This is a genomic window from Mesorhizobium sp. BH1-1-4 (assembly GCF_020165665.1).
GTDB lineage: Bacteria > Pseudomonadota > Alphaproteobacteria > Rhizobiales > Rhizobiaceae > Mesorhizobium.
In genome coordinates, this window is sequence record NZ_JAIUIN010000018.1 from 84,110 (window position 1) to 107,529 (window position 23,420).

The window sequence follows — 23,420 nt, forward strand, 5'->3', positions numbered from 1 at the left end:
GGAAGGGGTACCGTCATCGCAGCCGCGACGAGCGTACCCGTCCCCATCCTTACCCTCTCCCCGGGGGAACGGGGAGAGGCTAGGAGGAAATTATCGATAATCCACGCGCCTACTTTTTCTTGGCCAGCAGTTCCTTGGCTTGCTTGACGCCAAGCGCGGCAGGCCGCTCGCACGTCGTCTGCATGGCGACGTACTTCCCGGTCTCGCCGGAGCGCAGGATGCCTGTCATGACATCAACCGCATGCAGCGCCAGTTCCATGGAACAGCGGTGCGGCCGCCCTTCGGTGATCGCCAGCGCCATGTCGGCGAGGCCTGCTGTGCGGTAATTGGCCATCATGCCCTGGCCGTGCATTTCGTTCGGGACGCCAAGCGGGTGCTTCCATTTCGGCAGCTTCTTGACGGGCTTGCCCTCTTCGGTGAAGCGCACCTCGCCGCCGAAAAAGTTCGGATCCGGCACGAACACGGTTCCGGCCTCGCCATAGAGCTCCATCGGAGCATGGCCGTGAGCCCACACATCCCAGCTCGTGTTGAGCGTCACCACGGCGCCGTTCTCGAATTCGAGCAGTCCATGGATGGTGGTCGGCGTGTTGACCGGGATCTTTTCTCCCGCGCGCGGTTTGGAGCTGATGGTCCGCTCCTTGGCCGGCGTCGTTGCAAAAGCTGCCACCTGCTTCACCGGCCCGATCAGCTGGATCAGGTTGGTGATGTAGTACGGCCCGATGTCGAGGACCGGCCCCGCGCCCGGCTGGAAGAAGAAATCCGGATTTGGGTGCCAATGCTCCATGCCGTGGCCCATGACATGGCAGGTGCCGCTGGTGATCTTGCCGAGCTTCCCCTCGTCGATCAGTTCGCGCACCAGCTGGTGCGCGCCGCCGAGGAACGTGTCCGGTGCCGAGCCGATGCGCAGCCCCCTCTTCTCGGCCCGCGCCTTGAGGTCCTGGCCTTCCTTGAGCGACAGCACGAACGGCTTTTCAGAATAGACGTGCTTGCCGGCGTCGAGCACCTGCTTCGACACTTCGTAGTGCACGGCCGGAATGGTCAAATTGACGATGATGTCGATGTCGTCGGCCTTGAGCAGATCCTCGACGGTCTCGGCGCGCAGCTTGAACTCCTTCGCCCGCGCCTTGGCCGCGTCCATGTTGAGGTCGGCGCAGGCGCGCATCTCGATGCCGCGAAACAGCGGCGCCAGCGAGAAATACGCCTTCGAGATGTTGCCGCAGCCGATGACGCCAATACCCAGTTTTTTTGCCATTGTGGTTGTTCCTAGTAGCTCTTGACGGTTGCGATCGAGCGGCGGGCGAAGCGCTCGATGTCGTTGGGATTGTCCTGTTCCATGACAAAGTATTTTGCAGCGCTCTTGGCACGCAACACCTTGATCAGGCCGGCCCAGTCTATCGTGCCGTGGCCGACATCCGACCAGCCATCCTCATCCAGCCCCTCGCCCGGCTTCGCCATGTCCTTGACATGCACGGCACTGATGCGCTGGCCGTGCTTTTCGATCCAGGGCAACGGATCGGCGCCGCCGCGCACGACCCAGGCAACGTCCATTTCCCAGCCGATATTGGGGGCGGACGACAGGATATGATCCTGCGGCACCGAGCCGTCGGCGAGTGCCTGGAACTCGAAATCATGATTGTGCCAGGCAAAGCCATAGCCTGCCTTCGAGGCCACCTCGCCGACCTTGGCCAGGCGTTCGCCGAAGCCGCGCCAGCCGGCGATGTCGGATGGCCTGTCCTCCGCCATCAGATAGGGGCAGATCAAGAGCTTGACGCCGAGCGTTTCGGCGATCCTGCGCACGCCATCGAAATCATTTTCCAGCGCGTCAATTGAAAAATGGCCGGTCGGCATGGCCAGGTCGTTCTTGTCGAGTTCGGCGCGGAAGGCCTTGGGATCGTCATAGACGCCGCCAAAACCTTCGACCTCGGCGTAACCGAGCTTGCCGAGCATCTCGAGCACATCGGTCCACGGCAAGAAATTGCGGGCGCTGTAAAGTTGGAATGACCAGTTCATCGTCTCTGTCCGTTCTGCTTGGGGATTGTCTTTGGGAGGATGGTTTTCTCGGGAGCTACATGCGGTTGCCGGATGGGGTGTCGAACAGCGAGGCGCGTGCGGGATCGAAGCCGATCCGGATCGGTTCGCCGTTGCGCAGCGTCTTTTCCGCCTCGACGCGGAAGGAAAAATTGCGGCCGCCGAGCTTCGTCCACACCAGCGTATCGGAGCCCATCGGCTCAACGATCTCGACGGCGGCATCGGCGGCAAAGGGCATGGCGTTCGCGGCCTCGCCAAAGGCAACGTGCTCGGGCCGGATCCCGAACACGCAAGGCCCGCCCTTGTTGCCGGCGCCGTCGAAGCCGTAGCGATCGAGCGGTACGGTCAGATCCCCGGTCTTGAACACCGCCGCTTCCAGCTGCCCCTCGACGAAATTCATCGCGGGCGAACCGAGGAACCCTGCGACGAACCGGTTGACCGGGCGGTTGTAGATGGTCTGCGGCGCATCGAGCTGCTGGATGACGCCACCCTTCATCACCGCGATGCGGTCTGCCAGCGTCATCGCCTCGATCTGGTCATGGGTGACGTAGATCATCGTGTTCTGCAGCTTGCGGTGCAGAAGCTTGATCTCGACGCGCAGTTCCGAACGCAGCTTGGCATCGAGGTTGGAAAGCGGTTCGTCGAACAGGAAGACATCGACATCGCGCACCAGTGCCCGCCCGATCGCCACGCGCTGGCGCTGGCCGCCGGAGAGTGCGGCCGGCTTGCGCTGCAAAAGCGGCTCGATCTGCAGGATCTCGGCGGCACGCGCGATGCGCCTGGCGATCTCGTCCTTGGCGATGCCGGCGACGCGCAGCCCGAAGGACAGGTTTTTCTCCACCGTCATTTGCGGATAGAGCGCATAGGACTGGAAGACCATGCCGATGCCGCGGTCCTTGGGCTCTTCCCAGGTGACGTTCTTGCCCTTGATGAAGATGCGGCCTTCCGAAATGTCGAGCAGGCCGGCGATGCAGTTGAGCAGGGTCGACTTGCCGCAGCCGGAAGGCCCGAGCAGCACGATGAATTCACCCTCGGCCACATCGAGGTTGAGCGTCTGCAGCACCGAGACCGCGCCGAAGTTCAGCGACAGGTCCTGGATCGAAACGCTGGTGCCGTTCGCCGCCATCGCCATCACCCTTTCACCGCGCCGGCGGCGATGCCGCGCACGAACAATTTGCCGGAAATGAAGTAAACGATCAGCGGCACCAGCCCGGTCAGGATGGTGGCGGCCATGTTGACATTGTATTCCTTCACGCCCTGCACCGAGTTCACGATGTTGTTGAGCTGCACCGTCATCGGATAGGTGTCTGGACGGGTGTAGACGACGCCGAACAGGAAGTCGTTCCAGATGCCGGTCACCTGCAGGATGATGGCGACGACGAAGATCGGCAGCGACATCGGCAGCATGATGCGCAGGTAGATGCCCCAGAAGCCGGCGCCGTCGACGCGCGCCGCCCGGAACAGCTCCTCCGGCATGGAGGTGAAATAGTTGCGGAACAGAAGCGTCAGGATCGGCATGCCGAAAATCGAGTGCACGATCACCAGGCCGCTCAGGCTGCCATAGAGGCCGATCTCGCGCAGGATGATGACGATCGGATAGATCATCACCTGGTAGGGAATGAAGGCGCCGACGATCAGGATGACGAAGAATGTGTCGGCGCCCTTGAAGCGCCAGTTGGCCAGCGCGTACCCGTTCACCGAGGCGATGGCGATCGACAGGATCACCGAGGGAACGGTGATGCGCACCGAGTTCCAGAAACCGCGCGACAGCCCGTCGCAATTGAGGCCGGTGCAGGCCTGCGACCACGCTTTGACCCAGGGCTCGAAGGTGATCTCCATCGGCGGCGAGAAGATGTTGCCGAGGCGGATCTCCGGCATGCCCTTGAGCGAGGTGACGACCATCACATAGAGCGGCAGGAGGTAGTAGAGCGCGACCACGACAAGCGTACCGTAGAGGAAAATATTACGGCGCGAAAACATGTGTCGCGGCTTCGGTCCGCTCGGTCCGGAGGCATCGGCGCGGATGGCGGCGCGGGAAGCAGCCAGGGAGACGGCATGATCAGACACGCTTGCGGCCTCCGAATTCGAGATAGGCCCACGGCACGATGACGATCATCACCGACAACAGCATCATGGTCGAGGCGGCAAAACCCTGGCCGAGGTTCTGGGCGAAGAACATGTAGTCGTAGACATATTTCGCCGGCACTTCGGAAGCGATGCCGGGACCGCCGCTGGTCTGCGCCACGACCAGGTCGTAGACCTTGACGATGCCGGACGCGATGATCACCAGCGTGGTGATGAAAACCGGCCGCATCATCGGGATGATGATGAACAGATAGGTCTTCCACATGGGAATCCCGTCGACCCGCGCGGCCTTCCAGATATCCTCGTCGATGCCGCGCAGGCCCGCCAGCATCAGGCACATGATCAGCCCGGTGCCTTGCCAAAGCGCGGCGATCGATATGCCGTAGATGACGATGCTGGAATTGTAGAGCGGATTGAAGTCGAAGCTGGTCCAGCCGAGGCTTCGTACCACGCCCTGGACGCCGAAATCCGGATTGAGGAGCCACTGCCAGACAAGGCCAGTGACGATGAAGGACAGCGCGAAGGGGTAAAGGAAGATGGTGCGGAACGTGTCCTCGAAACGGATCTTCTGGTCGAGCAGGGCTGCCAGCAGAAACCCGATCACCAGCGAGAACACCAGTGAGATCACGCCATAGATCAAGAGGTTTTCGATCGAGATCAGCCAGCGTGGTGTCGCCCACAGCCGGTAATACTGGTCGAGCCCGACGAAATTCAGCCGCGGCAGCAGCTTCGAATTGGTGAAGGAATAAAGCACCGTCCACGCGGTGCCGCCGACAAAGACCACCATTGCGGTGAGGATCATCGGGATCGAAGCGACCTTCGCATTGAGATTGCGGAAGAGTTGGCTCGGGCGTTCGCTCTTGCTCATCGGTACAGCCGTGCTGGATCGGATAAGGGCGGAAAGTCAGCGCGCCTGGGCTCCCGGCCCTGTCTGGCAAGGTCGGGAGCGAGGCGGCTCGTCGGTCGTCAGTCAGCCGAAGCGATGATGTCGGCGAAGCGCTTCTGCGCATCTTCGAGGCTCATGTCGGGCTTGGCGAAGAATTCCGAGAAAAGATCCTCCTTCTGCTTCTGGCTGTCCTGCGAGAGCAGCTGATCCGTCCATGGGATGACCGCGCCCTTGGCCAGGATGGCGAGGCCCTTCTTCATGCAGTCATTGGCGGCGTTGAGGTCGACGTCGCCGCGCACCGGCAGCGAACCCTTCTTGAGGTTGAAGGCGACCTGGGTCTTGGGATCGAGCAGCGTTTCGGCGAGCACTTCCTGCGCCTTGGCCTTGTCGGCGTCCTTGAGCAGCGGGAAGTAGAAGGCGTCGCCGCCCGTGGCGATGACCTCGTTCAGGCCAAGGCCGGGAAGGCAGGTGTAATCCTTGCCGGCGGCCTTGCCGGCGACCTGGAACTCGCCCTGCGCCCAGTCGCCCATGATCTGGCCGCCGGCCTTGCCGGTGATGACCATGTTGGTCGCCTGGTTCCAGTCCTGGACGTTGGTGTTCTTGGCCATCTTGCGCGCATCGTCGGCCGCCTTGAAGACCTTGGCGACTTCGGGGCCGGCTGCGAACTTGGCGTCCTTGTCCTTGTAGACCTTGAGGAAGGTGTCGGTGCCGCCGACCGCGGCAAGCAGCACGTCGAAGGCGCCCGATGCCTGCCAGGCCTGCCCACCGACCGCGAGCGGCACGATGCCTGCCTTCTCCAGCGCCGGAGCGGCGGCCACATATTCATTCCAGTTCTTCGGCACCGGAACCCCGGCCTTCTCGAAGGCCGCGTTCGACAGCCACAGCCACTGCCAGGAATGGATGTTGACCGGTACGCAATAGATCTTCCCGTCGATCGTGCAGGAGTCGAGCAGGCTCTTGGGCCGCACCACTTCCGTCCACTTGCCCTTGGTGGCGACATCGGTGAGGTCGCGCATCAGGCCGGCCTGCACCAGCTCCTCCGCCTGCCGGCCATGATTGAACTGGGTGGCCCCCATCGGATCGCCGCCGGTGATGCGGCTGATCATGATCGGCCGCGCCGTGCCGCCGGATCCGGCGATGGCGCCGTCGACCCAGTGATTGCCTGTGGCGTCGAATGCCTTGGCGAGTTCGGCGACCGCCGCCGCCTCGCCGCCGGAGGTCCACCAATGGGTGACTTCCAGATCGGTCGCGGCCGCCGGTCCGGCGACGTTGAGCGCAACCGTCGCTGCAAAGGCAGAGGTCAGGAATTTGTATCGCATTTCGGCTTCCTCCCAGAAATCTGAAACGTTACAGATTTTCGATACGGCAATTGAAGGGATGGCGCAACCCCGAGCATGCGGGCGGTCTTACATTTTTTCGAGTCGCGAACAAATTCTGGAGCGAATCGGCGGTGCTGCGCTGCAACATGCAGTCGCTGCGGCGCAAAATTACCACGAGAGGCAGTTTGCCACGGATTCCAAAGGAATTTGCCCGCCAGAAGTCCGCTGTCCTATTCATCGCCCGGCAGGCGACATTGGCAATCTGTAACGTTTCAGTATATTGGAACGACGCCGGGCTCGAAATCACGCCTTGTTGCGGATTGCGGCGATTGCCGACCCGGCCTGTGGCTGCTATGCGCCTGACGGGCGGGACGAATGGACAGACAGCGGACGGAAAAGAACGAGGACGCGTCGGCGCGAGAGCGGCCGACGTTGAAGACGCTTGCCTTCATGACCGGGCTCGGCGTCACCACCGTGTCGCGCGCGCTGAAGGACGCGCCGGAAATCGGCGCCGAGACCAGGCGCCGCGTCCAGCTCGTCGCCAAGCAGATCGGCTACCGGCCCAATCGCGCCGGTGTGCGCCTGAGAACCGGCAAGACCAACGTCATCAGCCTCGTGCTCAACACCGATCAGGAGATCATGAGCTTCGTCTCCGACATCATCTATGGCGTGACGGAAGTCATCGCCGACACGCCTTACCACCTGATCGTCACGCCTTACTCGCGCTCGCAGGATCCGCTGGATCCGGTTCGTTATCTCGTCGAAACAGGCTCGGCCGACGGCGTCATCATTTCCCGCACGCAACCGAACGATCCCCGCGCCCGCTACATGCTGGAGCGCGGCATACCCTTCGCCACGCATGGCCGCACGGATATGGGGCTGGTTCATCCCTATCATGATTTCGACAACTACGCCTTCGCGGCCGAGGCGGTACGCCATCTCGCCGGCATGGGCCGCCGACGGCTGGCTTTGGTGACGCCGCCGGTCGGTTTGAGCTACTACCGTCACACGGTCGACGGCTTTGCCGACGCGCTGAGCGAAGCCGGCGCCAGCGAGGTGCCATTCAACATCGTCTCGATCGACCACTCGATGGAGCAGATCAGGACGAGGACCGCGCAGCTGATGCGGCGCGACATCAGGCCGGACGGCATCATCAGCAGCGCCGCGGCCGCGACGCTCGCCATCGTCGCCGGTATCGAGGATGCCGGCCTCAAGCTCGGCCACGATGTCGACGTGGTGTCGAAACAGTCGTCGGACCTTTTGCATCTGTTCCGGCATGAATTGCTGGTCGTCAACGAAGACTTCCGGCTGGCCGGCTCCGAGCTCGCCCGCTCGGTGCTCGGCTGGATAGGCGGCGCTGCGCCCGGCTCTCTGCAGAGCCTGAGCGAGCCGAAGGGGGTTGTGGCCTATCGGGGCTCCGACTGAGCGTCTGTCTGGATCGACGCCCGCAAATCCGCGTGCGTTGCGTGAAACAATGAACCGTTCTGGACGGCCGCGCCGCGGTTCACATGGAGGTCGAAGCCTGCTGCTCCCGGATCGCCCAGTTCGGCACGAAGCCGCATGCTCGGGATCAGGTAATCACCACCATTCTGCCGCCGGTAGGGAATGGGTGCGGTGGTCGCCAGTGTTCGCATCCGTTCGCGCAGGCGTTCGGCGATGGGCTCGAAGCCAGCTTCGTCGAGACGGTCCACGCTGTAGATCACGAACGGCGGAAGCACGTCGTAGCCCGGATAATAGAGGATTCCGTGATTGATCGGGAACAGCAGGTCGTCGATCGGCCCGTTGACCCCACGCGCGGAATAATGATCTTCCCAGCCGCCGGCCGTCACGATCAGCATTGCTCGCTTGCCGGCGAGAGTGCCCTCGCCGTACCGGTCACCCCATCGCTTGTCGCTGTGTTCGCCGACACCATAGGCGAAGCCGTAGGCAAAGACCCGATCGACCCAGCCCTTCAGGATCGCCGGCATGGCGAACCACCACAGCGGAAACTGCAGGATCAGCGCATCGGCCCAAAGCAGCTTCTCGATCTCGGTCTTGACGTCTTCAGTCAGCGCATTGGACTCGTATGCCTGTTTGGAGGCCGCCACCGGCACCAGCCGCGCTTCTGACGAAAGCGCGGGAAAATCAGCACGGTCGACCTCCGATTTCCAGCCGTCGGCATAGAGGTCGGACACGCGCACCTCGTGGCCTTGAGCCTGGAGTTCCTTGACGGCAACGTCACGGAGCGCGCCGTTGAGCGAGCGCGGTTCGGGATGGGCAAAGACAAGCAGGACTTTCATGATTCATCGATCTCCGTTGGAAACGTTGACCCTGAGATAGCCAATGGCGGAATCATCCGCTACATATAGGGAATGCATAATATTCTGCCGATTAATGGATAAATCAGCTGTCACGCTGGAGCGCATGCGCACCTTCGTTCGCGTTGCTGAACGAGGCAGCCTGTCGGCGGTCGCGCGTGACCTCGGGATCGGCCAGTCGACAGTCACGCGCCATTTGAGGGAACTGGAGGAAGCCGTCGGCGTGGCCTTGCTCAGCAGGACCACCCGGCGTGTCGCCATGACCGACGAGGGCAGCCGCTACTATGCCGACAGCGTGCAAATTCTGCGCCTTGTCGAACAGGCGGGCGACGAGGTTCGCGGCACGCGAGGAGCGCCGGCCGGCACGATCCGGCTCTCCTGCACCGCGGCCATCGGGGTTCTACATGTCAGCCGGCTGATCTTCGCGTTTCAGGATCGCTACCGCGACATCGGCGTCGATCTCAGCCTCACCGACGAGCGCATCGACCTTGTCACGGAAGGCGTCGACCTCGCGCTTCGTCTCGGCCCGCTCACCGACAGTTCCATGAAGTTGCGGGCGCTCGGCCAGTCGCGGCGGCTGCTCGTCGCGGCGCCGGGCTATCTGGCTGAGCGAGGCAGGCCTGCGGATCCCCGGGACCTGGCCGGTCACGAGGGCATCCGCATGTCAAACGTTGCCGGCAGCGACACCCTTGTCCTGCAAGGACCGAACGGCGAGCGCCATGTGGTGCCGTTTGCCGGACGCCTTCGGGTCGACCACGGACTTGCCGCACGCGAAGCCTTGCTCGCAGGGCGCGGCATTGCGCCCGCCCATCAATGGCTTGTCGGCGATCTCCTGGCGTCCGGCCGGCTCGAGGCAATCCTGCCGGACTATGCGCTGCCGTCTGTTCCGCTCAGCATGCTGATCGTACCCGAGCGGGCGGCCATCGCCCGGGTCCGGCTGCTGGTCGATTTTCTCGCCCAGCAGATCGGCGGCATCCCCGGGATCGAGTAGCCGCATGTCGAGCGTTAAGTTTCTTTAGGCGGAGCCGGCAAGGAATGCCGGCTGCTTGATGAGCATGATCTAACCCGCCGCGCCGCTGCCCCAAGGCCCGTGAAAGGCACCCTGCTCGCCGATGCGCTCGAAACCATGCGCGCCGAAGAAGTCGCGCTGCGCCTGGATCAGGTTCGAAGTGCCCCGCCCCTGGCGGTAGCTGTCGAAATAGGCAAGCGCCGAAGACAGCGCCGGCACCGGCGCACCGGCTTCGGAAGCCTTTGCCACGATGCGCCGCAGCGACGGATGCGCCTCCTGCATCAAGCTGATGAAAGCCGGGGCCATCAGAAGATTGGTCGAGGCGCCGCCACTGCTGAAGGCCTCGGCCATCGTGTCGAGCATTTGCGAGCGGATGATGCAGCCGGCGCGCCAGATCTTGGCGATGGTCGGCATCGGCAGGTTCCAGTTGAACTCCTTCGAGGCGCCGGCCATCACGGCAAAGCCCTGCGCGTAAGCAGCGATCTTGCCGGCGAACAGCGCCAGTTCGAGATCATGCAACAGCGCGTCCTTGTCGCCGGAAATCTTCGTCACGCCGCTATTGCCATAGGCCTTTTCAGCCGCCTGCCTTTCGTCCTTGATCGACGACAGCACGCGCGCCGCCACCGCCGCCTCGATCGCGGTCGCCGGAATGCCGAGCTGCTGCGCCTCGATGACGGACCATTTGCCGGTGCCCTTCTGGCCGGCGCGGTCGAGGATGATATCGACCACCGGCTTGCCCGTCTTCGCATCGTCGGCGGCCAGTACCTTGGCGGTGATCTCGATCAAATAGGAATTGAGCCGGCCCTTGTTCCAGTTTTCAAAGACCGTGCCGATCTCCTTCGGCCCCATGCCCAGGCCATCGCGCAGGATGCCGTAAATCTCGGCGATCATCTGCATGTCGGCATATTCGATGCCGTTGTGGATGGTCTTGACGAAATGGCCGGCGCCATCGGTGCCGAGCCAGGCCGCGCAGGGCTCGTCCTTGAATTTGGCGGAGATGGCGGTCAGCACCTTCTCGACACGCTTCCAGGAATCTTCCGTACCGCCGACCATGATCGAAGGTCCATGGCGCGCGCCTTCCTCGCCACCGGACACGCCCATGCCGATAAAGGTCAGGCCAGAGCCGGACAGTTCGGAGAAGCGCCGCATTGTATCGCGGAAATTGGCATTGCCGGCATCGACGACGATGTCGTTGGCCGACAGCACGCCGCGCAGCGCCTCGATCTGCTCGTCCACCGGCTTGCCGGCCAGCACCATGATGATGATCGGGCGCGGCGGCCGGATCGCGGCGGCGAGCTCTTCCAGGCTGTAGCAGGGAACGACCATATCCCTCAGTGCACCGGCATTCTCGACGAAAGCGTCGGTGCGTGCCCTCGTGCGGTTGAAGACGGCGATGCGGTGCCCGTGCTCGGCGATGTTCAGCGCCAGGTTGGAGCCCATCGTGCCAAGGCCGATCAGGCCGATTTCGGCTTTTTCCATCGTTTCTTCCCTGTTTCCGGATCTGGTGTTTTCGAGCTCGCGCTCTTCGTTGGCTGGATGCCGGTTATTGCGCGGATGATTGACGGGCCTTCAGGCCCGCGTCAACCGCCTCGCCCAATTGTGTTGCCGGGACCATTACGGCCTGATGTCGATCGGCGCCTCGATCTTCACCATCTCGAAGTCCGAGACCAATATGTCTACGCGCACCGTCCAGCGGCCCGAAACCGGGATGACGAGATTGTCGACACGCCAGCTGCCGTCGCCGGGCTTGGTCGCCGCGCGCTTCAGTGGCTCGATGCCGGAATCGGGCTTCGACAGCACCAGCGTCACTTCCTTGGCGTCGAGCGGCCCGAAATCCCCGGTCATGATGATCATCGAGGCGACGACCGGCCCGGCATGGCCAGGCGTGATGCTGAGATCGGCCATCGCCTGCAGCGCGTGGATGTGGACCGAAACCGGCTGCGCCGCAGCGATCGCCAACGCCCGTGGCGGCGGCGTGAAGCGCCAGCCGGCGGCGACCCCGAAGATCGCCAGCACGATCAGCACTTCGACGCCGACCGAGCGCGTGAGCCTGCGTTGCACCTCGGTCGCGCCCGCCTCGGCCGAAGCGGTGAGCTTCCAGCGATTGACGGCGGCCAGCGTGAACAGGAAGACCAGCAGCGCGAGCTTGACCAGCAGCAGCCGGCCATAGGCAGTGTTGACCAGCGCCGAGGGCGTCCCCACCTGGATCACGGCCAACACGATGCCCGCCGCGGCAAGCAAGGCGACCACGGGCAGGATGGCCCATGAGAAGCGGCGCAGGAATTCAACGGCGCCGGCCGCTTGACGCTTCAGCGCGAGGCCGAGCGGCACCAGCGCGCCGGCCCAGAAAGCGATGCCGACGCCATGCACGAAAACCAGCGGCCGTGTCAGCCATTGCGGCTCGGCGGCACTGGCGTGGCCGCTCGCGGCGAGTGCCGCACCCACACCGGCCAGCCCGGCAAGGGCAAGCGGCCTGGCAGCCGCGCGCGGCGCGGCCAGCGACAGCAGGCCAAGCCCCAGCGCGATCAGGGCGAGCAACACCGTCCAGCCGAAGCTGGTGCCGAGCGCGGTGCGCCAGACAACCGGCTGCGCCAGGTGGGAGAGCGGCGCGCCGAGCGCATCCAGTCCCTGGAAGCTCAGCGACAGCGGCGCAGCCAACAGCCCGCACAGGATCGTCCCGGCAACAAAGCGCTGACCGGCGCGACCACCACCGGCCAGCCAGGCAATAGCGTAGGCGCCGCCGACACCGAGGAAAAGACCCGCGTAGAGAAGGACTTTCCCAATCCAGATCGCCGACCGCAGCGGCCAGTCGACCGCTCCGGACACGGCCGGCGGCTCACTCGGCGCGCCGATGGAAAACAAGAGCGAGCCGCCGACCGGATGGCCGTCGGCGGAAATGACGCGCCAGCTCAGCACATGCGTGCCCGATTTGAGCACCTGCGGATTGTCGATCTCCAGCGTCTGGTCGGTGAGCCGGAAGGATGTCAGCGCGACCGGCGTGCCGTCGGGTGTCACCAGGGTCAGCACCAGCGGCGAGACCGGCTCGCTGAAGGTCAGCGAGAACCGTGCCGGCGCCTGCGCCAGCACCGCCCCGTCGGCCGGGTCAGTCTTGATCAGCGCCGCATGGGCAAAGGCCTGGCCTGTCGCGGCCATCATTATGAACGCGATGATCATCGCGAAAAGCCCAGCAACCCAATTGAAGCGTTTGCGGGTCGTTGCCGTCCTTTGAAATGGGATTATCGCGTTCATGCTGTCGCCATGGAATTGGCGGCGCGCCTTTGCCGACAGGGCGCGCCGCCGGAAAATCATTTCTTCGGCGTAAGCTTGATGCCGGGCGCCGGGGTCTCCAGTGCGTCCGCGTCCTGTCCGGTCGCCGGAATCTCGATCCAGCGTTCGGTAGCGCCATCGCATTCCTGCACCACGGGGAAATAGAGCTTCTGGCCGACAGGCAGATCCGCCGTGAGCATCGCGCGGAAGACGAACTCGTCGTAGAATTCATCCGGCAGATTGCCGCCGCTCCAGTCGACTTCCTTGACCCCATCGGCAACCGGCTGGCCGTAGAGCTGGTACGATTTCTCGTATTTGCCCTTCTTGGTCTGCAGCGTCCAGCCGGGCTTCGGCATCGGCTTCACCGCGATCACCCCTTCTGGAATCTGCACGCGCACGGCGGTCGTCGCCTTGCCGTCGCAACCATGCGGCACGCGCAGCACAGCCTTGTAGGTCGAGCCGACCGCGGCCTCCTGAGTCTCGAGCGTGATGTGCGCGAAGGCGGCATTCGTCCCCAGCACGAGAAACGCGCCGGCCGCCAAAAGAAACTTGTTCATGATGGTCCCTCTAATGTCAAAATTGGTGGATTGGCACGATCAATTGGCGTGGTCGTCCATGCCGCCCATTTCGCCCATGCCTTCGACGGCGAATTCCACGCTGACGGTGCCGGCTTTCTCGAAGGTCAGCGTGGCGGCGAATTTTTCGCCCTGCTTGGGCTGCCGTTTCAGGCCGATGAACATCAGGTGATAGCCACCGGGCGCGAGCGCGACCTTGCCGCCGGCCGGGATTTCCAGGCCACCGTCCACTGGCCGCATGGTCATGACGCCGTCCTTGACCCCCATTTGATGCAGCTCGGCCTTGTCGGAGACATCGGAGGAGATCGACAACAGCCGGTCCGCGGCGCTGCCCTTGTTGAGGATGGTGAAATAGCCGCCGGCCACCTTGGCGCCGGCAGGCGTGGCGCGAGACCAGGGATGTTCGATTTCGAGATCGCCGACCTTGAATTCATGCGCCAGCACGGCCTGGGCACCGACAAACACCAGGGCAAAGGCCAGGGCGACAATGCCGAGACGCGCCTGGAAACGACACAGGGTGCGGTCGAACAGAGTGCCCGCCGCTATGAGGAAAGAATGGGACATGGTTGCTCCATGACGTGATGATCGCGCCGTCGCCGGTCGCGAATGGTTTGATCCTGGATGAGTACGCTCGCGAAAGGTTCCGCAAGCAAGCTGGCTCAAGCCGCCAGCGGCGGCGCGCGCGGGTTCGACGGCGAGCGTTCGCGGGCGAAGTCGAGATGGGTGGTCGCCGGGAAGACGAAGGCGACGGTCTCGAAGGAAAGGGATGCAAGTGCAAGCCCGGCATCGGGCGGCGGCGCATAGGCCGGCGAAAACATGCTGCAGCCGAGTGTGCAGCAGGCCGGCAAATGGGACGGATGCTGGTCGCCGCCGGGAAGCTGGGTGGCGCCGTCGTGGGTGCAGATGACGTTGCCGAAGGCGTCGAGCTGCGCGGCACTCGGCCCGGAGCCGAAGGCGAACGCACCAAGTGTCGACTGGAGCAACAGCAGATAGGCCGCGACAAGCGCGACCGGTATGCTCCACCGTCTCCCGTTCTTGTTCAAATGACTTGCCCGATCAAACCATCTGTCTCTTCAACAATCGATGACGATATCTAGCACGGCCGGGAAAGGTCGAAAATCGCCAATTCAATGCTGCGGCAACACGGCAGGATCAGTTCTTTTGGGATGGCCGACTTTCCGGGATGGAGGTGAGCAATGTCTGGCGCGCCGACTTCAGATGCTTGCGGCAGGCGGCATCGACCTTGCCGAGGTCGCGCGACTTGAGAGCCTCGATATAGGCAAGATGCTCGCCTATCGCGACTTCGTTGCGCTCGCGTTCCTGCGCCTTGTTCCACTGATAGTGGTAGTGAAAGATCATGGCGATGACGTCGTAGAAATCGACGATGAAGCGATTGTGCGAGGCGCGATGGATCAACCGGTGCAAGCGTTCATCCAATTCCGAGAACGCGTTGAAACGCGTCGCGATCTCGCGCTGCAGGACACGATGCTCCTCTTCCAGGCGGTCCAGATCGCCCCAGACCGGGCTGTCCGGCGGCAGCGCGGCGAAGGCGGCGGCCGAGCGCAATTCGAACATCTCGCGGATCTCGGTCAGTTCCAGCGCGAAGGCGCGCGTAAAGCCCTTCAGCACCCAATGGCTGTTGCGGCGTTTTTCGATCAGGCCAAAGCGGGAGAAGCGGATCAGGAACTCGCGCACGCTGGTCGTGCCGACGCCGATCTCGCGCGCCAGTTCGAGCTCGTTGATCTGCATGCCGGCCTCGGCGCCGCCGGCCAGCAGCCTGCGCATGAACGAGCGCTCGATGATCTCGGCCAGCGTGTCGGTCTCTTCCTCGGGGAAGAAATCGTCGGGACGCGGGTCGCGCAGCACCGTCTTGGCGCGCTTGTTCCAGGCGATCAGCCCGGTTTCCTCCATGCGCGCCAGGATGCTGCGCACGGTCGTGCGGCTGACGCCGAGCAAGGCGCCAAGCTCCGGCTCCGACGGCAGGCTGCGTGTCTCGTCGAGCAGCCTGAGGCAGCGGTTATAGGCGTCCTTGTAGACGTTGTTGCTCTTCGACATCCCCTGACCCATTCATGCCGGCGCTTGCGGCGGCCGGCTTGAAGCGCAATATGACGTTCCCACGACCCTGAAAAGCGGGAAACGCTTTAACTGGGTCCGGTTCATGTCCCGAGCGCTACCACTTACCCAGGCGGACCGCGGCGAAAAAACAATTGACGCAAAACTGTTTTTTCACGATAAAAGACATTAACTCTTAACAAGCGCGTGTCAATCCGCGCATCCCAGGATCACCCAGGAAACGCCCGTGAACGTCTCGAACACCATCCTTCTGTCCACCGCCGACAATGTCGCCGTTGCCAATGGCCGCATCGAGATGGGCACCGCGCTGCCGGGTGGCGCGCTCGCCGTCGCCGTCATCGAGCCCGGCCACAAGGTGGCCATCAAACCGATTGCCACGGGTGAAGCCGTGGTCAAATACGCCCAGGCGATCGGCCGCGCCACACAGGACATCGCGCCCGGCGAGCATGTCCATTCGCACAATCTGGTTTTCGAGGCCGGCCGCCTGCCGGTGGTGCCGCCGAGCGAGGCCGAGCATGCGACGGAGGCCGACCGTGTCAGAACCTTCATGGGCTATCGCCGCGCCGACGGCCGCGCCGGCACGCGCAACTTCATCGGCATCATCGCCAGCGTCAATTGCTCGGCCACGGTCTGCCATTCGATCGCCGACACCGCCAACCGGACCCTGCTGCCGAAATATCCCGGCATTGACGGCTTCGTGCCCATCGTCCACGGCCAGGGCTGCGGCATGAGCGGCACCGGCGACGGCATGATGGTGCTGCATCGGACCTTGGCCGGCTATGCCCGCCACCCGAATTTCGGCGGCGTGCTGATGGTCGGGCTTGGCTGCGAGGTCAACCAGCTCACTCTCTACGGCCAGAAGGGTGCCGCCGCCGGCAAGCGTCATTTCAACATCCAGGATGCCGGCGGGTCGCGCAAATCCGTCGAAAAGGCGATGGGCGTGCTGGCCGAGATCGCCGAGGAGGTCGGCCAGCTGAAGCGAGAGCCGATCCCGGTCAGCGAGATCGTCGTCGGCCTGCAATGCGGCGGCTCCGACGGCATGTCGGGCATCACCGCCAATCCGGCACTGGGCGCGGCGGTCGACATCCTCGCCGGCGTCGGCGGCATCGGCATCCTCTCCGAGACGACCGAAATCTATGGCGCCGAACATCTGCTCGCCTATCGCGCGGCAACGCCGGAGATCGCCAAGAAGCTCGATGGCTATGTGAAATGGTGGGAAGATCATGTCGCCAAGCATGGCGCCTCGATCGACAACAACCCGTCGCCCGGCAACAAGCGCGGCGGTCTCACCACCATCCTTGAAAAGTCGCTCGGCGCCGTCGCCAAGGGTGGCCAAACCCCGCTCAACGGTGTGTTCGGCTATGCCGAGAAGGTCACCGGCAACGGGCTGGTGTTCATGGACACGCCCGGTTACGACCCGGTCTCGGCCACCGGACAGGTGGCTGGCGGCGCCAATGTCATCGTCTTCACCACCGGCCGCGGTTCCTGCTTCGGCTGCCGGCCGACACCGTCGATCAAGGTCGCCACCAACTCGACCATGTATCACCAGATGGAAGAGGACATGGATGTCAATTGCGGCGTCATCGCCTCGGGCGAAAAGACCATTGCCGGCATGGGCCGCGAGATCTTCGAGATGATCGTCGAAACGGCTTCGGGCCGCAAGACCAAGAGCGAGGATTTCGGTTACGGCGACAACGAGTTCGTGCCCTGGCATCTCGGCGCGACACTCTAGGTTTCGACGCATATCTGGTAGACTTGCCGAGCCGCGCAACGGCCGGCCACGGGGAGGGTTTGCATGGAAAGACGCCGCATCGGCCAGACGGCACTGGAGGTCACCGAGGTCAGCTTCGGCGGCGCCGCGATCGGCGGCCTCTACCGGGCCTGCTCGCGCGAGGCGGCGATGGAAACGCTGCAAGGCGCCTGGGAGGCGGGCTTGCGCTATTTCGACACCGCGCCCTTCTACGGTTTCGGCCTGTCGGAACGGCGCTTCGGCGATTTCCTGCGCTACAAGCCGCGCGATTCCTACGTGCTGTCGACCAAGGTTGGACGCCTGTTACACCCGGTGCCTGAAGACAAGGTGCCCGACCACTCCTATGTCGATCCGCTGCCCTTCGCGCTGGACTACGATTATTCCTATGACGGCATCATGCGGTCGGTCGACTTCAGCTACGCGCGCCTCGGGCTAAACAGGATAGACATCCTGTATGTGCACGACATCGGCGTCTACACGCATGGCGCCGAGAAGACCAAACTGCATTTTCGCCAGCTGATGGACGGCGGGCTCAAGGCGCTCGAGGAGTTGAAGCGGGACGGTACGATTGCCGCCTATGGGCTCGGCGTCAACGAAGTCCAGATCTGCCTCGACGTCATGCGCCGGGCGCCGCTCGACTGCATCCTGCTCGCCAGCCGGTACTCCTTGCTCGACCGTAGCGCGGAAGTCGAATTGCTGCCGCTGTGCCGGGCGCAACAGACGTCGCTGGTCATCGGCGGCGTTTTCAACTCCGGCATATTGGCGACCGGGCCGGTGCAAGGCGCGCATTTCGACTACCAGCCCGCCAACCGCGATATGCTCGACCGGGTCGACGCCATGGAGAAGATCGCAGGCGAAGGCGGCTACCCGCTGCCGGCGGCCGCCTTCCAGTTTCCCTTGCACGAACCAGCCGTCGCCACCGTGCTGACCGGCACCGCAAAACTGGCGAACCTGACGCGCAACCTCGAACTGCTCGATATCGACGTGCCGGAGACGGAATATGCCAAGTATCGTCCCTACACTGTGACGCAGGAACTGCCTTGAGGACCATACCCTCGCGATATGCACAATCGCGGTCGGCTTCACAATGCCGCGATCCTATGAAAAGAATGAACATTCCATATTGACTGAGGTATGGAATTAATATTCCATACCTCTATAGAACGGACGGAAGCACCTGACCACGGCAAGGGAGGAACCACGCCAGCGGGTGAGTCATTGCCAGACCGTTTGGGATGACTGACTGGAAACACCGCTTGCATCAGCCGGACCGATGCACTATCAAAACAGAGCAACTGTTTTTTATTGATAAAGTTCTGTTTGGGCCACGCCTATCCGAACGGAGCTTCCGTAAACGTTCACCGGGCGACTTAGGGAGGATCCTATGAAATTCGTGACCAGCATTCTCAACCGCCGCGCCGTCATGGCCCTTGCGGCAGCCTCGATGCTCACCGCCGTCATGCACAGCGCACCGGTTTCGGCGGCTGACGTGACCATCCCGATCATCGTCAAGGACACCACGTCCTTCTACTGGCAGATCGTTTTGGCCGGCGCCCGCAAGGCCGGCAAGGATCTCGGCGTCAATGTGCCGGAACTCGGCGCCCAGGCTGAAACCGACGTCAACGGCCAGGTCTCGATCCTCGAGAACGCTGTCGCCAGCAACCCGGCCGCGATCGTGATCGCGCCTACCGAGTTCAAGGCGCTTGGCAAGCCGATCGATGAAGCGGCCGCCAAGGTCAAGGTCATCGGTATCGACTCCGGCGCCGACTCCAAGGCCTTCACCTCGTTCCTGACCACCGACAACGTGCAGGGCGGCCGCGTCGCCGCTGATGGCCTCGCAGCCGCCATCGGCGCCGCCAACGGCGGCAAGATCGAGGGCGACGTCGCCCTGATCACCAACGCGCCCGGCGCCGGCTCGCTCGAACAGCGCAAGCAGGGCTTCACCGAACAGCTCAAGGCAAAGTATCCGGGCCTGAAGCTGGTCGCCGACAAATATGCCGACGGCCAAGCCACCACCGGCCTCAACATCGCCACCGATCTGATCACCGCCAATCCGAACCTCAAGGGCATCTTCGCCTCCAACCTGATCATGGCGCAGGGCGTCGGTCAGGCCGTCGCCGAGAACAACCTTGGCGGCAAGCTGGCGCTGGTCGGCTTCGACAGCGACGAGAAGCTGATCAAGTTCCTCAACGACGGCGTCATTTCCGCCCTCGTCGTCCAGGACCCCTACCGGATGGGCTATGACGGCATCAAGACCGCGCTCGCCGCCTCCAAGGGCGAGAAGGTCGAGGCCAATGTCGACACCGGCGCCAACCTGGTGACCAAGGACAATATGAAGGACCCCAAGATCGACGCCCTGCTCAACCCGAAGCTGAAGTAAGGGCAGGCAAGATCGAAATCGTTTCCGGGGCCTCCTCGCCCCGGAAACATCCCGCAGCGGCTTGGGAATCGGCGGGCTCGAACTAATCTGATTTCAACGAGTGGAGAGCCGCATCGCCGCCGCCACTCGAAAGACCAGTCTGGGAGGATTGTCATGACGCCGACGGCGCAGGAACTGCATCCGGCCCCCGTTCTGGAACCCGGCAGGACCATCCTCGAACTGCGCGGGCTGGAAAAACGCTATCCCGGCACCCATGCGCTGAAGCCGGTCAATCTTGCCTTCAGATCAGGCGAAATCCACGCCATCGTCGGCGAAAACGGCGCCGGCAAATCGACCCTCATCAAGCTCCTGACCGGCGTCATGCCGCGCACCTCGGGCGAGGTCTTCTGGGAAGGGCAGCCGGCAGCCCTGGCGACGCCGCATGAAGCGATGGCGCTCGGCATCAATGCCGTGCATCAGGAAGTCGTGCTGTGCCGTCATTTGTCCGTCGCCGCCAACATGTTCCTAGGCGAGGAGAATTCGCGTTTCGGCATCCTGCAGCAACGCGCCATGGTCAGGGAAGCGCAGAAGATCATCGACGATCTCGGCTTCGACCTGCCGGCGCATGTCGTGCTGGGTGACCTCACCATAGGCCAGCAGCAATTGATCGCCGCCGCCCGCGCCACGGTGCGCGGCACCAAGTTCCTGATCTTCGACGAACCCACGGCCTATCTCACCCGCAAGGAGGCCGACCAGCTCTTCACGCTCATCCGCCGTCTGAAGGGCGAAGGTGTGACGATCATCTACATCAGCCACCGCATGGAAGAGGTGTTCGAACTCGCCGACCGCGTTTCCGTGCTGCGCGACGGCACGCTGGTCGGCACCAGAAGCATCGCCGAGACCAACGACGCCGAACTGGTCAAGATGATGATCAACCGCTCGATCGAGCAGGTCTACCACAAGGAGCATTTCACGCCGGGCGCTCCGATCGTCGAAACAAGGAACCTGTCCGGCAAGGGCTTCGAGAACATCTCGATGACGGTGCGTGCCGGCGAGATCGTCGGCCTCTATGGGTTGATCGGCGCCGGGCGCAGCGAGTTCGTCACCTCGCTCTATGGACGTCACAAAAAGTCGGCCGGCCAGATCCTGTGGGAAGGCAAGCAAGTCCAGATCAACTCCGAGCATGACGCGATCAAGCTCGGCATGGCGCTGGCGCCGGAAAGCCGCCGCGACCAGGGTCTTTGCCTCAATTTGCCGGTTGGCCTCAACCTCAATTTGCCGATCTACAAGCGCATCTCCAGCAATCTGTTGATCTCGAACGCGAAAGAGAAGGCCGAGGCCGACCGCCAGATCGCTGGCCTGAGAATCAAGACGCCGACGCGCGGCGCGCTGGCGTCGAGCCTTTCGGGCGGAAACCAGCAGAAGATCGTCATCGGCAAATGGCTGGCCCACGGCGCCAAGCTGTTCATCTTCGACGAACCGACGGTCGGCGTCGATGTCGGCACCAAGGCCGAGATCTATCGCCTGTTCGGCGAATTGTTGTCCAAGGGTGCCGGCATCATCCTGATCTCGTCCTACTTGCCGGAGGTCTACGAACTGGCCGACACGCTGCATGTGTTCCGGCGCGGCAAGCTGGTCGCCACGCACGGGTTCCACACCGCCAGTCACGAGGACATTCTCACGCAGGCGCTCGCCGAGAAACAAGAAAAACTGGGAGGACAGACATGAGCATCGAGGCGATCCCCGCCGAAAAACCGAAGCGCAACTACAACGTCCTGTTCGGGCTGACGCTGCTGGCGCTGCTGGTGCTGCTCTGGATCGTCCTGTCGCTGGCGACGCCAAGCTTCGCTTCGGGCAACAACATCGCCAATCTTCTGCGTCAGGGCTCGATGATCGCCATCATGGCGGTCGGCCAGACCTTCGTCATCATCACCGGCGGCATCGATCTTTCCGTCGGTGCGGTGGTCGGTTTCGCCACTGTCGTCGTCGCCCTGCTGATCAATGCCGGCGTACCGATCGCGCTCGCCATCCTGATCACCTTGCTGGTCGGAGTCGCCATCGGCCTTTTCCACGGCTTCGGCATCGTCAAGATGGGCCTGCCGCCCTTCATCATCACACTGGCGACGCTGACCTCGTTGCGCGGCATCGGCCTTCTGATGACCAACGGCAACTCGATCAACATCAACAGCGACAGCTTCACCGCCTTCTCGCGCAATTCCTTTATCGGCATCCCCAATCTGTTCTGGATGGTGATCCTGGTCGGCGTGCCCGCCTATGTCTTCCTGCATCACAGCCGCTGGGGCCGGTACCTGTTCTCGGTCGGCTCCAATGCCGAGGCCTCGCGCCTGTCGGGCGTCAATGTTCAGCGCACCATCTACATGGCCTACACGCTGTCCGGCCTGTGCGCGGCTTTCGTCGGCGTGCTCTTGGCCGCCCGCATCGGCATCGGCAACCCGACCCAGGCCGAGGGCTGGGAACTGCAGGCGATCGCCTCCTCCGTCATTGGTGGCACCTCGCTCTTCGGTGCGGTCGGCTCGGTGCATGGGCCGCTGCTCGGCGCCTTCATCCTTGCCACCATCAACAATGGTGCCAACCTGCTCAACGTCAACTCGTTCTGGCAGCGCATCATCACTGGAGCGCTGATCATCATCATCGTCTACTTCGACGGACTGCGCCGCCGCGGCAAATAACGCATTCCAATCGATCGCCGGCCTGACGCGGGCCGGCGATTTCGCGAACAGACTGGATCAAAGCATGAAAGCCGTCGTCTGCCGCTCGCCCGGCGACCTAGTCGTCGAAGACCACCCTGCTCCCGGCGCTCCGCCTCCCGGCTGGGCTCTGGTGGCGGTCAGCCATGTCGGCATCTGCGGCACCGACTACCATATCTTCGAGGGCAAGCACCCGTTCCTCGCCTACCCCCGCATCATGGGCCATGAAGTATCGGGCACCGTGATCGGGACAGGCGAAGGCGTCGGCCTCGACATTGGCGAGCCGGTGATCATCAACCCCTATCTTTCCTGCGGCGAATGCATCGCCTGCCGGCACGGAAAACCCAATTGCTGTGTGCGCATCGAAGTGCTCGGCGTCCACCGCGACGGCGCCATGTGCGAACAGATCCTGGTGCCGGCACAAAACCTCTATCCCACCAATGGCCTGTCGCTGGCCGACGCCGCCGCCGTCGAATTCCTGGCCATCGGCGCGCATGCCGTGCACCGCGCGCGTTCCGAGCCCGGCGCCCGCACGCTGGTCATCGGCGCCGGTCCGATTGGGCTTGGCACCGCCATCTTCGCCCGCATTGCTGGGCTCGAGGTCAGCTTGCTCGACATGAGCAGCGAAAGGCTGGGCTTCGCGGCAAGCGAATTCGGCTTCTCGATCCTTGACGGCTCACAGACACCCGTGTCCGATCTGGTGCGTGATGTGACATCAGGCGAAGGCTTCGACGTGGTCTTCGACGCCACCGGCAACACCCCCTCGGTGCAATCGGCCTTCGCTCATGTCGCGCATGGCGGCACGCTGGTGCTGGTCAGCGTCGTCAAGGACGACATCGTCTTTTCCGACCCCGAGTTCCACAAGCGCGAGATGACGCTGGTTGGCAGCCGCAACGCCTTGCGCGCCGATTTCGACCACGTCGCCGCCTCGATCCGCGACGGCGCCGTGCCGCTGGCCAAGCTCGTCACCCATCGCACCACGCTCGAAGGAACGCCAAGGGATCTCGCACGCTGGGCGCACGAAAAGTCGGGCCTGATCAAGGCCGTGATCGAGATCGGATAGT

Annotated in this window: 21 protein-coding genes; 8 read left to right on the top strand and 13 right to left on the bottom strand. The window is 63.3% G+C overall.

The features are described from left to right. Positions 1–109 precede the first annotated feature (109 nt). The 6 genes from LB569_RS24285 to LB569_RS24310 all read right to left on the bottom strand — a co-directional run bounded on the left by LB569_RS24285 (position 110) and on the right by LB569_RS24310 (position 6,318). Positions 110–1,252: a Gfo/Idh/MocA family protein gene (locus LB569_RS24285; protein WP_224694380.1), complete on the bottom strand. Its 1,143-nt coding sequence runs from the start codon at positions 1,250–1,252 to the stop codon at positions 110–112. An 11-nt stretch (positions 1,253–1,263) separates the two neighbouring features. Then, complete coding sequence (locus tag LB569_RS24290) at positions 1,264–2,010, bottom strand: sugar phosphate isomerase/epimerase family protein (RefSeq protein ID WP_224694381.1); 747 nt, start codon at positions 2,008–2,010, stop codon at positions 1,264–1,266. 55 nt (positions 2,011–2,065) lie between these two features. Beyond that, complete coding sequence (locus LB569_RS24295; protein ID WP_411970251.1) at positions 2,066–3,160, bottom strand: ABC transporter ATP-binding protein; 1,095 nt, start codon at positions 3,158–3,160, stop codon at positions 2,066–2,068. Next, positions 3,160–4,095, bottom strand: coding sequence for a carbohydrate ABC transporter permease (locus LB569_RS24300; RefSeq protein WP_411970252.1), 936 nt, complete (start codon positions 4,093–4,095; stop codon positions 3,160–3,162). Before LB569_RS24300 ends, LB569_RS24295 begins: the two co-directional genes overlap by 1 nt. Next, entirely contained in the window at positions 4,088–4,981 is an 894-nt protein-coding gene (locus LB569_RS24305; RefSeq protein ID WP_015315676.1) for a carbohydrate ABC transporter permease, read from the bottom strand. The genes LB569_RS24300 and LB569_RS24305 overlap by 8 nt, the downstream gene beginning before the upstream one ends. Positions 4,982–5,079: 98 nt before the next feature. Next, a complete protein-coding gene (locus LB569_RS24310; protein ID WP_224541941.1) occupies positions 5,080–6,318 on the bottom strand; it encodes an ABC transporter substrate-binding protein in 1,239 nt (412 codons plus the stop codon). Positions 6,319–6,693: 375 nt separating this feature from the next. Here LB569_RS24310 and LB569_RS24315 point away from each other — a divergent pair, with 375 nt between their 5' ends. Next, on the top strand, positions 6,694–7,743 hold the full coding sequence (locus tag LB569_RS24315; RefSeq protein ID WP_224694382.1) for a LacI family transcriptional regulator: 1,050 nt from the start codon (positions 6,694–6,696) through the stop codon (positions 7,741–7,743). On the opposite strand, the gene LB569_RS24320 is transcribed toward LB569_RS24315, so the two are convergent. After that, on the bottom strand, positions 7,725–8,597 hold the full coding sequence (locus LB569_RS24320; protein WP_224694383.1) for an NAD(P)H-dependent oxidoreductase: 873 nt from the start codon (positions 8,595–8,597) through the stop codon (positions 7,725–7,727). The two genes, LB569_RS24315 and LB569_RS24320, sit on opposite strands and share 19 nt — an antisense overlap. Before the next feature lie 94 nt (positions 8,598–8,691). Here LB569_RS24320 and LB569_RS24325 point away from each other — a divergent pair, with 94 nt between their 5' ends. Next, positions 8,692–9,606: a LysR family transcriptional regulator gene (locus tag LB569_RS24325; protein WP_224694384.1), complete on the top strand. Its 915-nt coding sequence runs from the start codon at positions 8,692–8,694 to the stop codon at positions 9,604–9,606. A gap of 69 nt (positions 9,607–9,675) precedes the next feature. Here LB569_RS24325 and gndA read toward each other — a convergent pair whose 3' ends face one another. The 6 genes from gndA to LB569_RS24355 all read right to left on the bottom strand — a co-directional run bounded on the left by gndA (position 9,676) and on the right by LB569_RS24355 (position 15,521). Continuing rightward, positions 9,676–11,103, bottom strand: coding sequence for an NADP-dependent phosphogluconate dehydrogenase (gene gndA, locus LB569_RS24330; protein ID WP_224694385.1), 1,428 nt, complete (start codon positions 11,101–11,103; stop codon positions 9,676–9,678). 135 nt (positions 11,104–11,238) lie between these two features. Then, positions 11,239–12,798 carry a copper resistance CopC/CopD family protein gene (locus LB569_RS24335; RefSeq protein WP_224694386.1) on the bottom strand — a complete coding sequence of 520 codons (1,560 nt, stop codon included), beginning with the start codon at positions 12,796–12,798 and terminating at the stop codon, positions 11,239–11,241. Positions 12,799–12,929: 131 nt separating this feature from the next. Continuing rightward, entirely contained in the window at positions 12,930–13,448 is a 519-nt protein-coding gene (locus tag LB569_RS24340; protein WP_224694387.1) for a YcnI family protein, read from the bottom strand. A 39-nt stretch (positions 13,449–13,487) separates the two neighbouring features. Beyond that, the gene (locus LB569_RS24345; protein WP_224694388.1) at positions 13,488–14,030 is read right to left on the bottom strand and encodes a copper chaperone PCu(A)C; all 543 of its coding nucleotides are present in this window, start codon (positions 14,028–14,030) and stop codon (positions 13,488–13,490) included. Between the two features lie 95 nt (positions 14,031–14,125). Beyond that, positions 14,126–14,482 carry a DUF2946 family protein gene (locus LB569_RS24350; RefSeq protein WP_224694407.1) on the bottom strand — a complete coding sequence of 119 codons (357 nt, stop codon included), beginning with the start codon at positions 14,480–14,482 and terminating at the stop codon, positions 14,126–14,128. Positions 14,483–14,618: 136 nt separating this feature from the next. Next, positions 14,619–15,521, bottom strand: coding sequence for a GntR family transcriptional regulator (locus LB569_RS24355; protein ID WP_224694389.1), 903 nt, complete (start codon positions 15,519–15,521; stop codon positions 14,619–14,621). A 244-nt stretch (positions 15,522–15,765) separates the two neighbouring features. Here LB569_RS24355 and LB569_RS24360 point away from each other — a divergent pair, with 244 nt between their 5' ends. The 6 genes from LB569_RS24360 (at position 15,766) to LB569_RS24385 (ending at position 23,419) form a co-directional block, all read left to right on the top strand. Further along, on the top strand, positions 15,766–17,271 hold the full coding sequence (locus LB569_RS24360) for a UxaA family hydrolase (RefSeq protein WP_224694390.1): 1,506 nt from the start codon (positions 15,766–15,768) through the stop codon (positions 17,269–17,271). A 63-nt stretch (positions 17,272–17,334) separates the two neighbouring features. Then, positions 17,335–18,333 (top strand): aldo/keto reductase, encoded by a 999-nt coding sequence (locus tag LB569_RS24365; RefSeq protein WP_224694391.1) that lies wholly within the window; start codon positions 17,335–17,337, stop codon positions 18,331–18,333. A gap of 340 nt (positions 18,334–18,673) precedes the next feature. Next, positions 18,674–19,669 carry an ABC transporter substrate-binding protein gene (locus LB569_RS24370; protein WP_140704063.1) on the top strand — a complete coding sequence of 332 codons (996 nt, stop codon included), beginning with the start codon at positions 18,674–18,676 and terminating at the stop codon, positions 19,667–19,669. Between the two features lie 153 nt (positions 19,670–19,822). Continuing rightward, positions 19,823–21,376 (top strand): sugar ABC transporter ATP-binding protein, encoded by a 1,554-nt coding sequence (locus tag LB569_RS24375; RefSeq protein ID WP_224694392.1) that lies wholly within the window; start codon positions 19,823–19,825, stop codon positions 21,374–21,376. Further along, positions 21,373–22,338 carry an ABC transporter permease gene (locus LB569_RS24380; protein ID WP_140704060.1) on the top strand — a complete coding sequence of 322 codons (966 nt, stop codon included), beginning with the start codon at positions 21,373–21,375 and terminating at the stop codon, positions 22,336–22,338. Before LB569_RS24375 ends, LB569_RS24380 begins: the two co-directional genes overlap by 4 nt. A 64-nt stretch (positions 22,339–22,402) precedes the next feature. Continuing rightward, the gene (locus LB569_RS24385) at positions 22,403–23,419 is read left to right on the top strand and encodes a zinc-binding alcohol dehydrogenase family protein (protein WP_224694393.1); all 1,017 of its coding nucleotides are present in this window, start codon (positions 22,403–22,405) and stop codon (positions 23,417–23,419) included. Position 23,420 lies beyond the last annotated feature (1 nt).

Bases quoted from the DNA above. Each gene is read 5' to 3' on its own strand.
- LB569_RS24325 (WP_224694384.1), top strand. From the start codon at position 8,692: ATGGATAAATCAGCTGTCACGCTGGAGCGCATGCGCACCTTCGTTCGC.
- LB569_RS24340 (WP_224694387.1), bottom strand. From the start codon at position 13,448: ATGAACAAGTTTCTTTTGGCGGCCGGCGCGTTTCTCGTGCTGGGGACG.
- LB569_RS24285 (WP_224694380.1), bottom strand. From the start codon at position 1,252: ATGGCAAAAAAACTGGGTATTGGCGTCATCGGCTGCGGCAACATCTCG.
- LB569_RS24365 (WP_224694391.1), top strand. From the start codon at position 17,335: ATGGAAAGACGCCGCATCGGCCAGACGGCACTGGAGGTCACCGAGGTC.
- LB569_RS24335 (WP_224694386.1), bottom strand. From the start codon at position 12,798: ATGATCATCGCGTTCATAATGATGGCCGCGACAGGCCAGGCCTTTGCC.
- LB569_RS24295 (WP_411970251.1), bottom strand. From the start codon at position 3,160: ATGGCGATGGCGGCGAACGGCACCAGCGTTTCGATCCAGGACCTGTCG.
- LB569_RS24385 (WP_224694393.1), top strand. From the start codon at position 22,403: ATGAAAGCCGTCGTCTGCCGCTCGCCCGGCGACCTAGTCGTCGAAGAC.
- LB569_RS24380 (WP_140704060.1), top strand. From the start codon at position 21,373: ATGAGCATCGAGGCGATCCCCGCCGAAAAACCGAAGCGCAACTACAAC.
- LB569_RS24305 (WP_015315676.1), bottom strand. From the start codon at position 4,981: ATGAGCAAGAGCGAACGCCCGAGCCAACTCTTCCGCAATCTCAATGCG.
- LB569_RS24320 (WP_224694383.1), bottom strand. From the start codon at position 8,597: ATGAAAGTCCTGCTTGTCTTTGCCCATCCCGAACCGCGCTCGCTCAAC.
- LB569_RS24345 (WP_224694388.1), bottom strand. From the start codon at position 14,030: ATGTCCCATTCTTTCCTCATAGCGGCGGGCACTCTGTTCGACCGCACC.
- LB569_RS24370 (WP_140704063.1), top strand. From the start codon at position 18,674: ATGAAATTCGTGACCAGCATTCTCAACCGCCGCGCCGTCATGGCCCTT.
- LB569_RS24355 (WP_224694389.1), bottom strand. From the start codon at position 15,521: ATGTCGAAGAGCAACAACGTCTACAAGGACGCCTATAACCGCTGCCTC.
- LB569_RS24375 (WP_224694392.1), top strand. From the start codon at position 19,823: ATGACGCCGACGGCGCAGGAACTGCATCCGGCCCCCGTTCTGGAACCC.
- LB569_RS24290 (WP_224694381.1), bottom strand. From the start codon at position 2,010: ATGAACTGGTCATTCCAACTTTACAGCGCCCGCAATTTCTTGCCGTGG.
- gndA (WP_224694385.1), bottom strand. From the start codon at position 11,103: ATGGAAAAAGCCGAAATCGGCCTGATCGGCCTTGGCACGATGGGCTCC.
- LB569_RS24310 (WP_224541941.1), bottom strand. From the start codon at position 6,318: ATGCGATACAAATTCCTGACCTCTGCCTTTGCAGCGACGGTTGCGCTC.
- LB569_RS24315 (WP_224694382.1), top strand. From the start codon at position 6,694: ATGGACAGACAGCGGACGGAAAAGAACGAGGACGCGTCGGCGCGAGAG.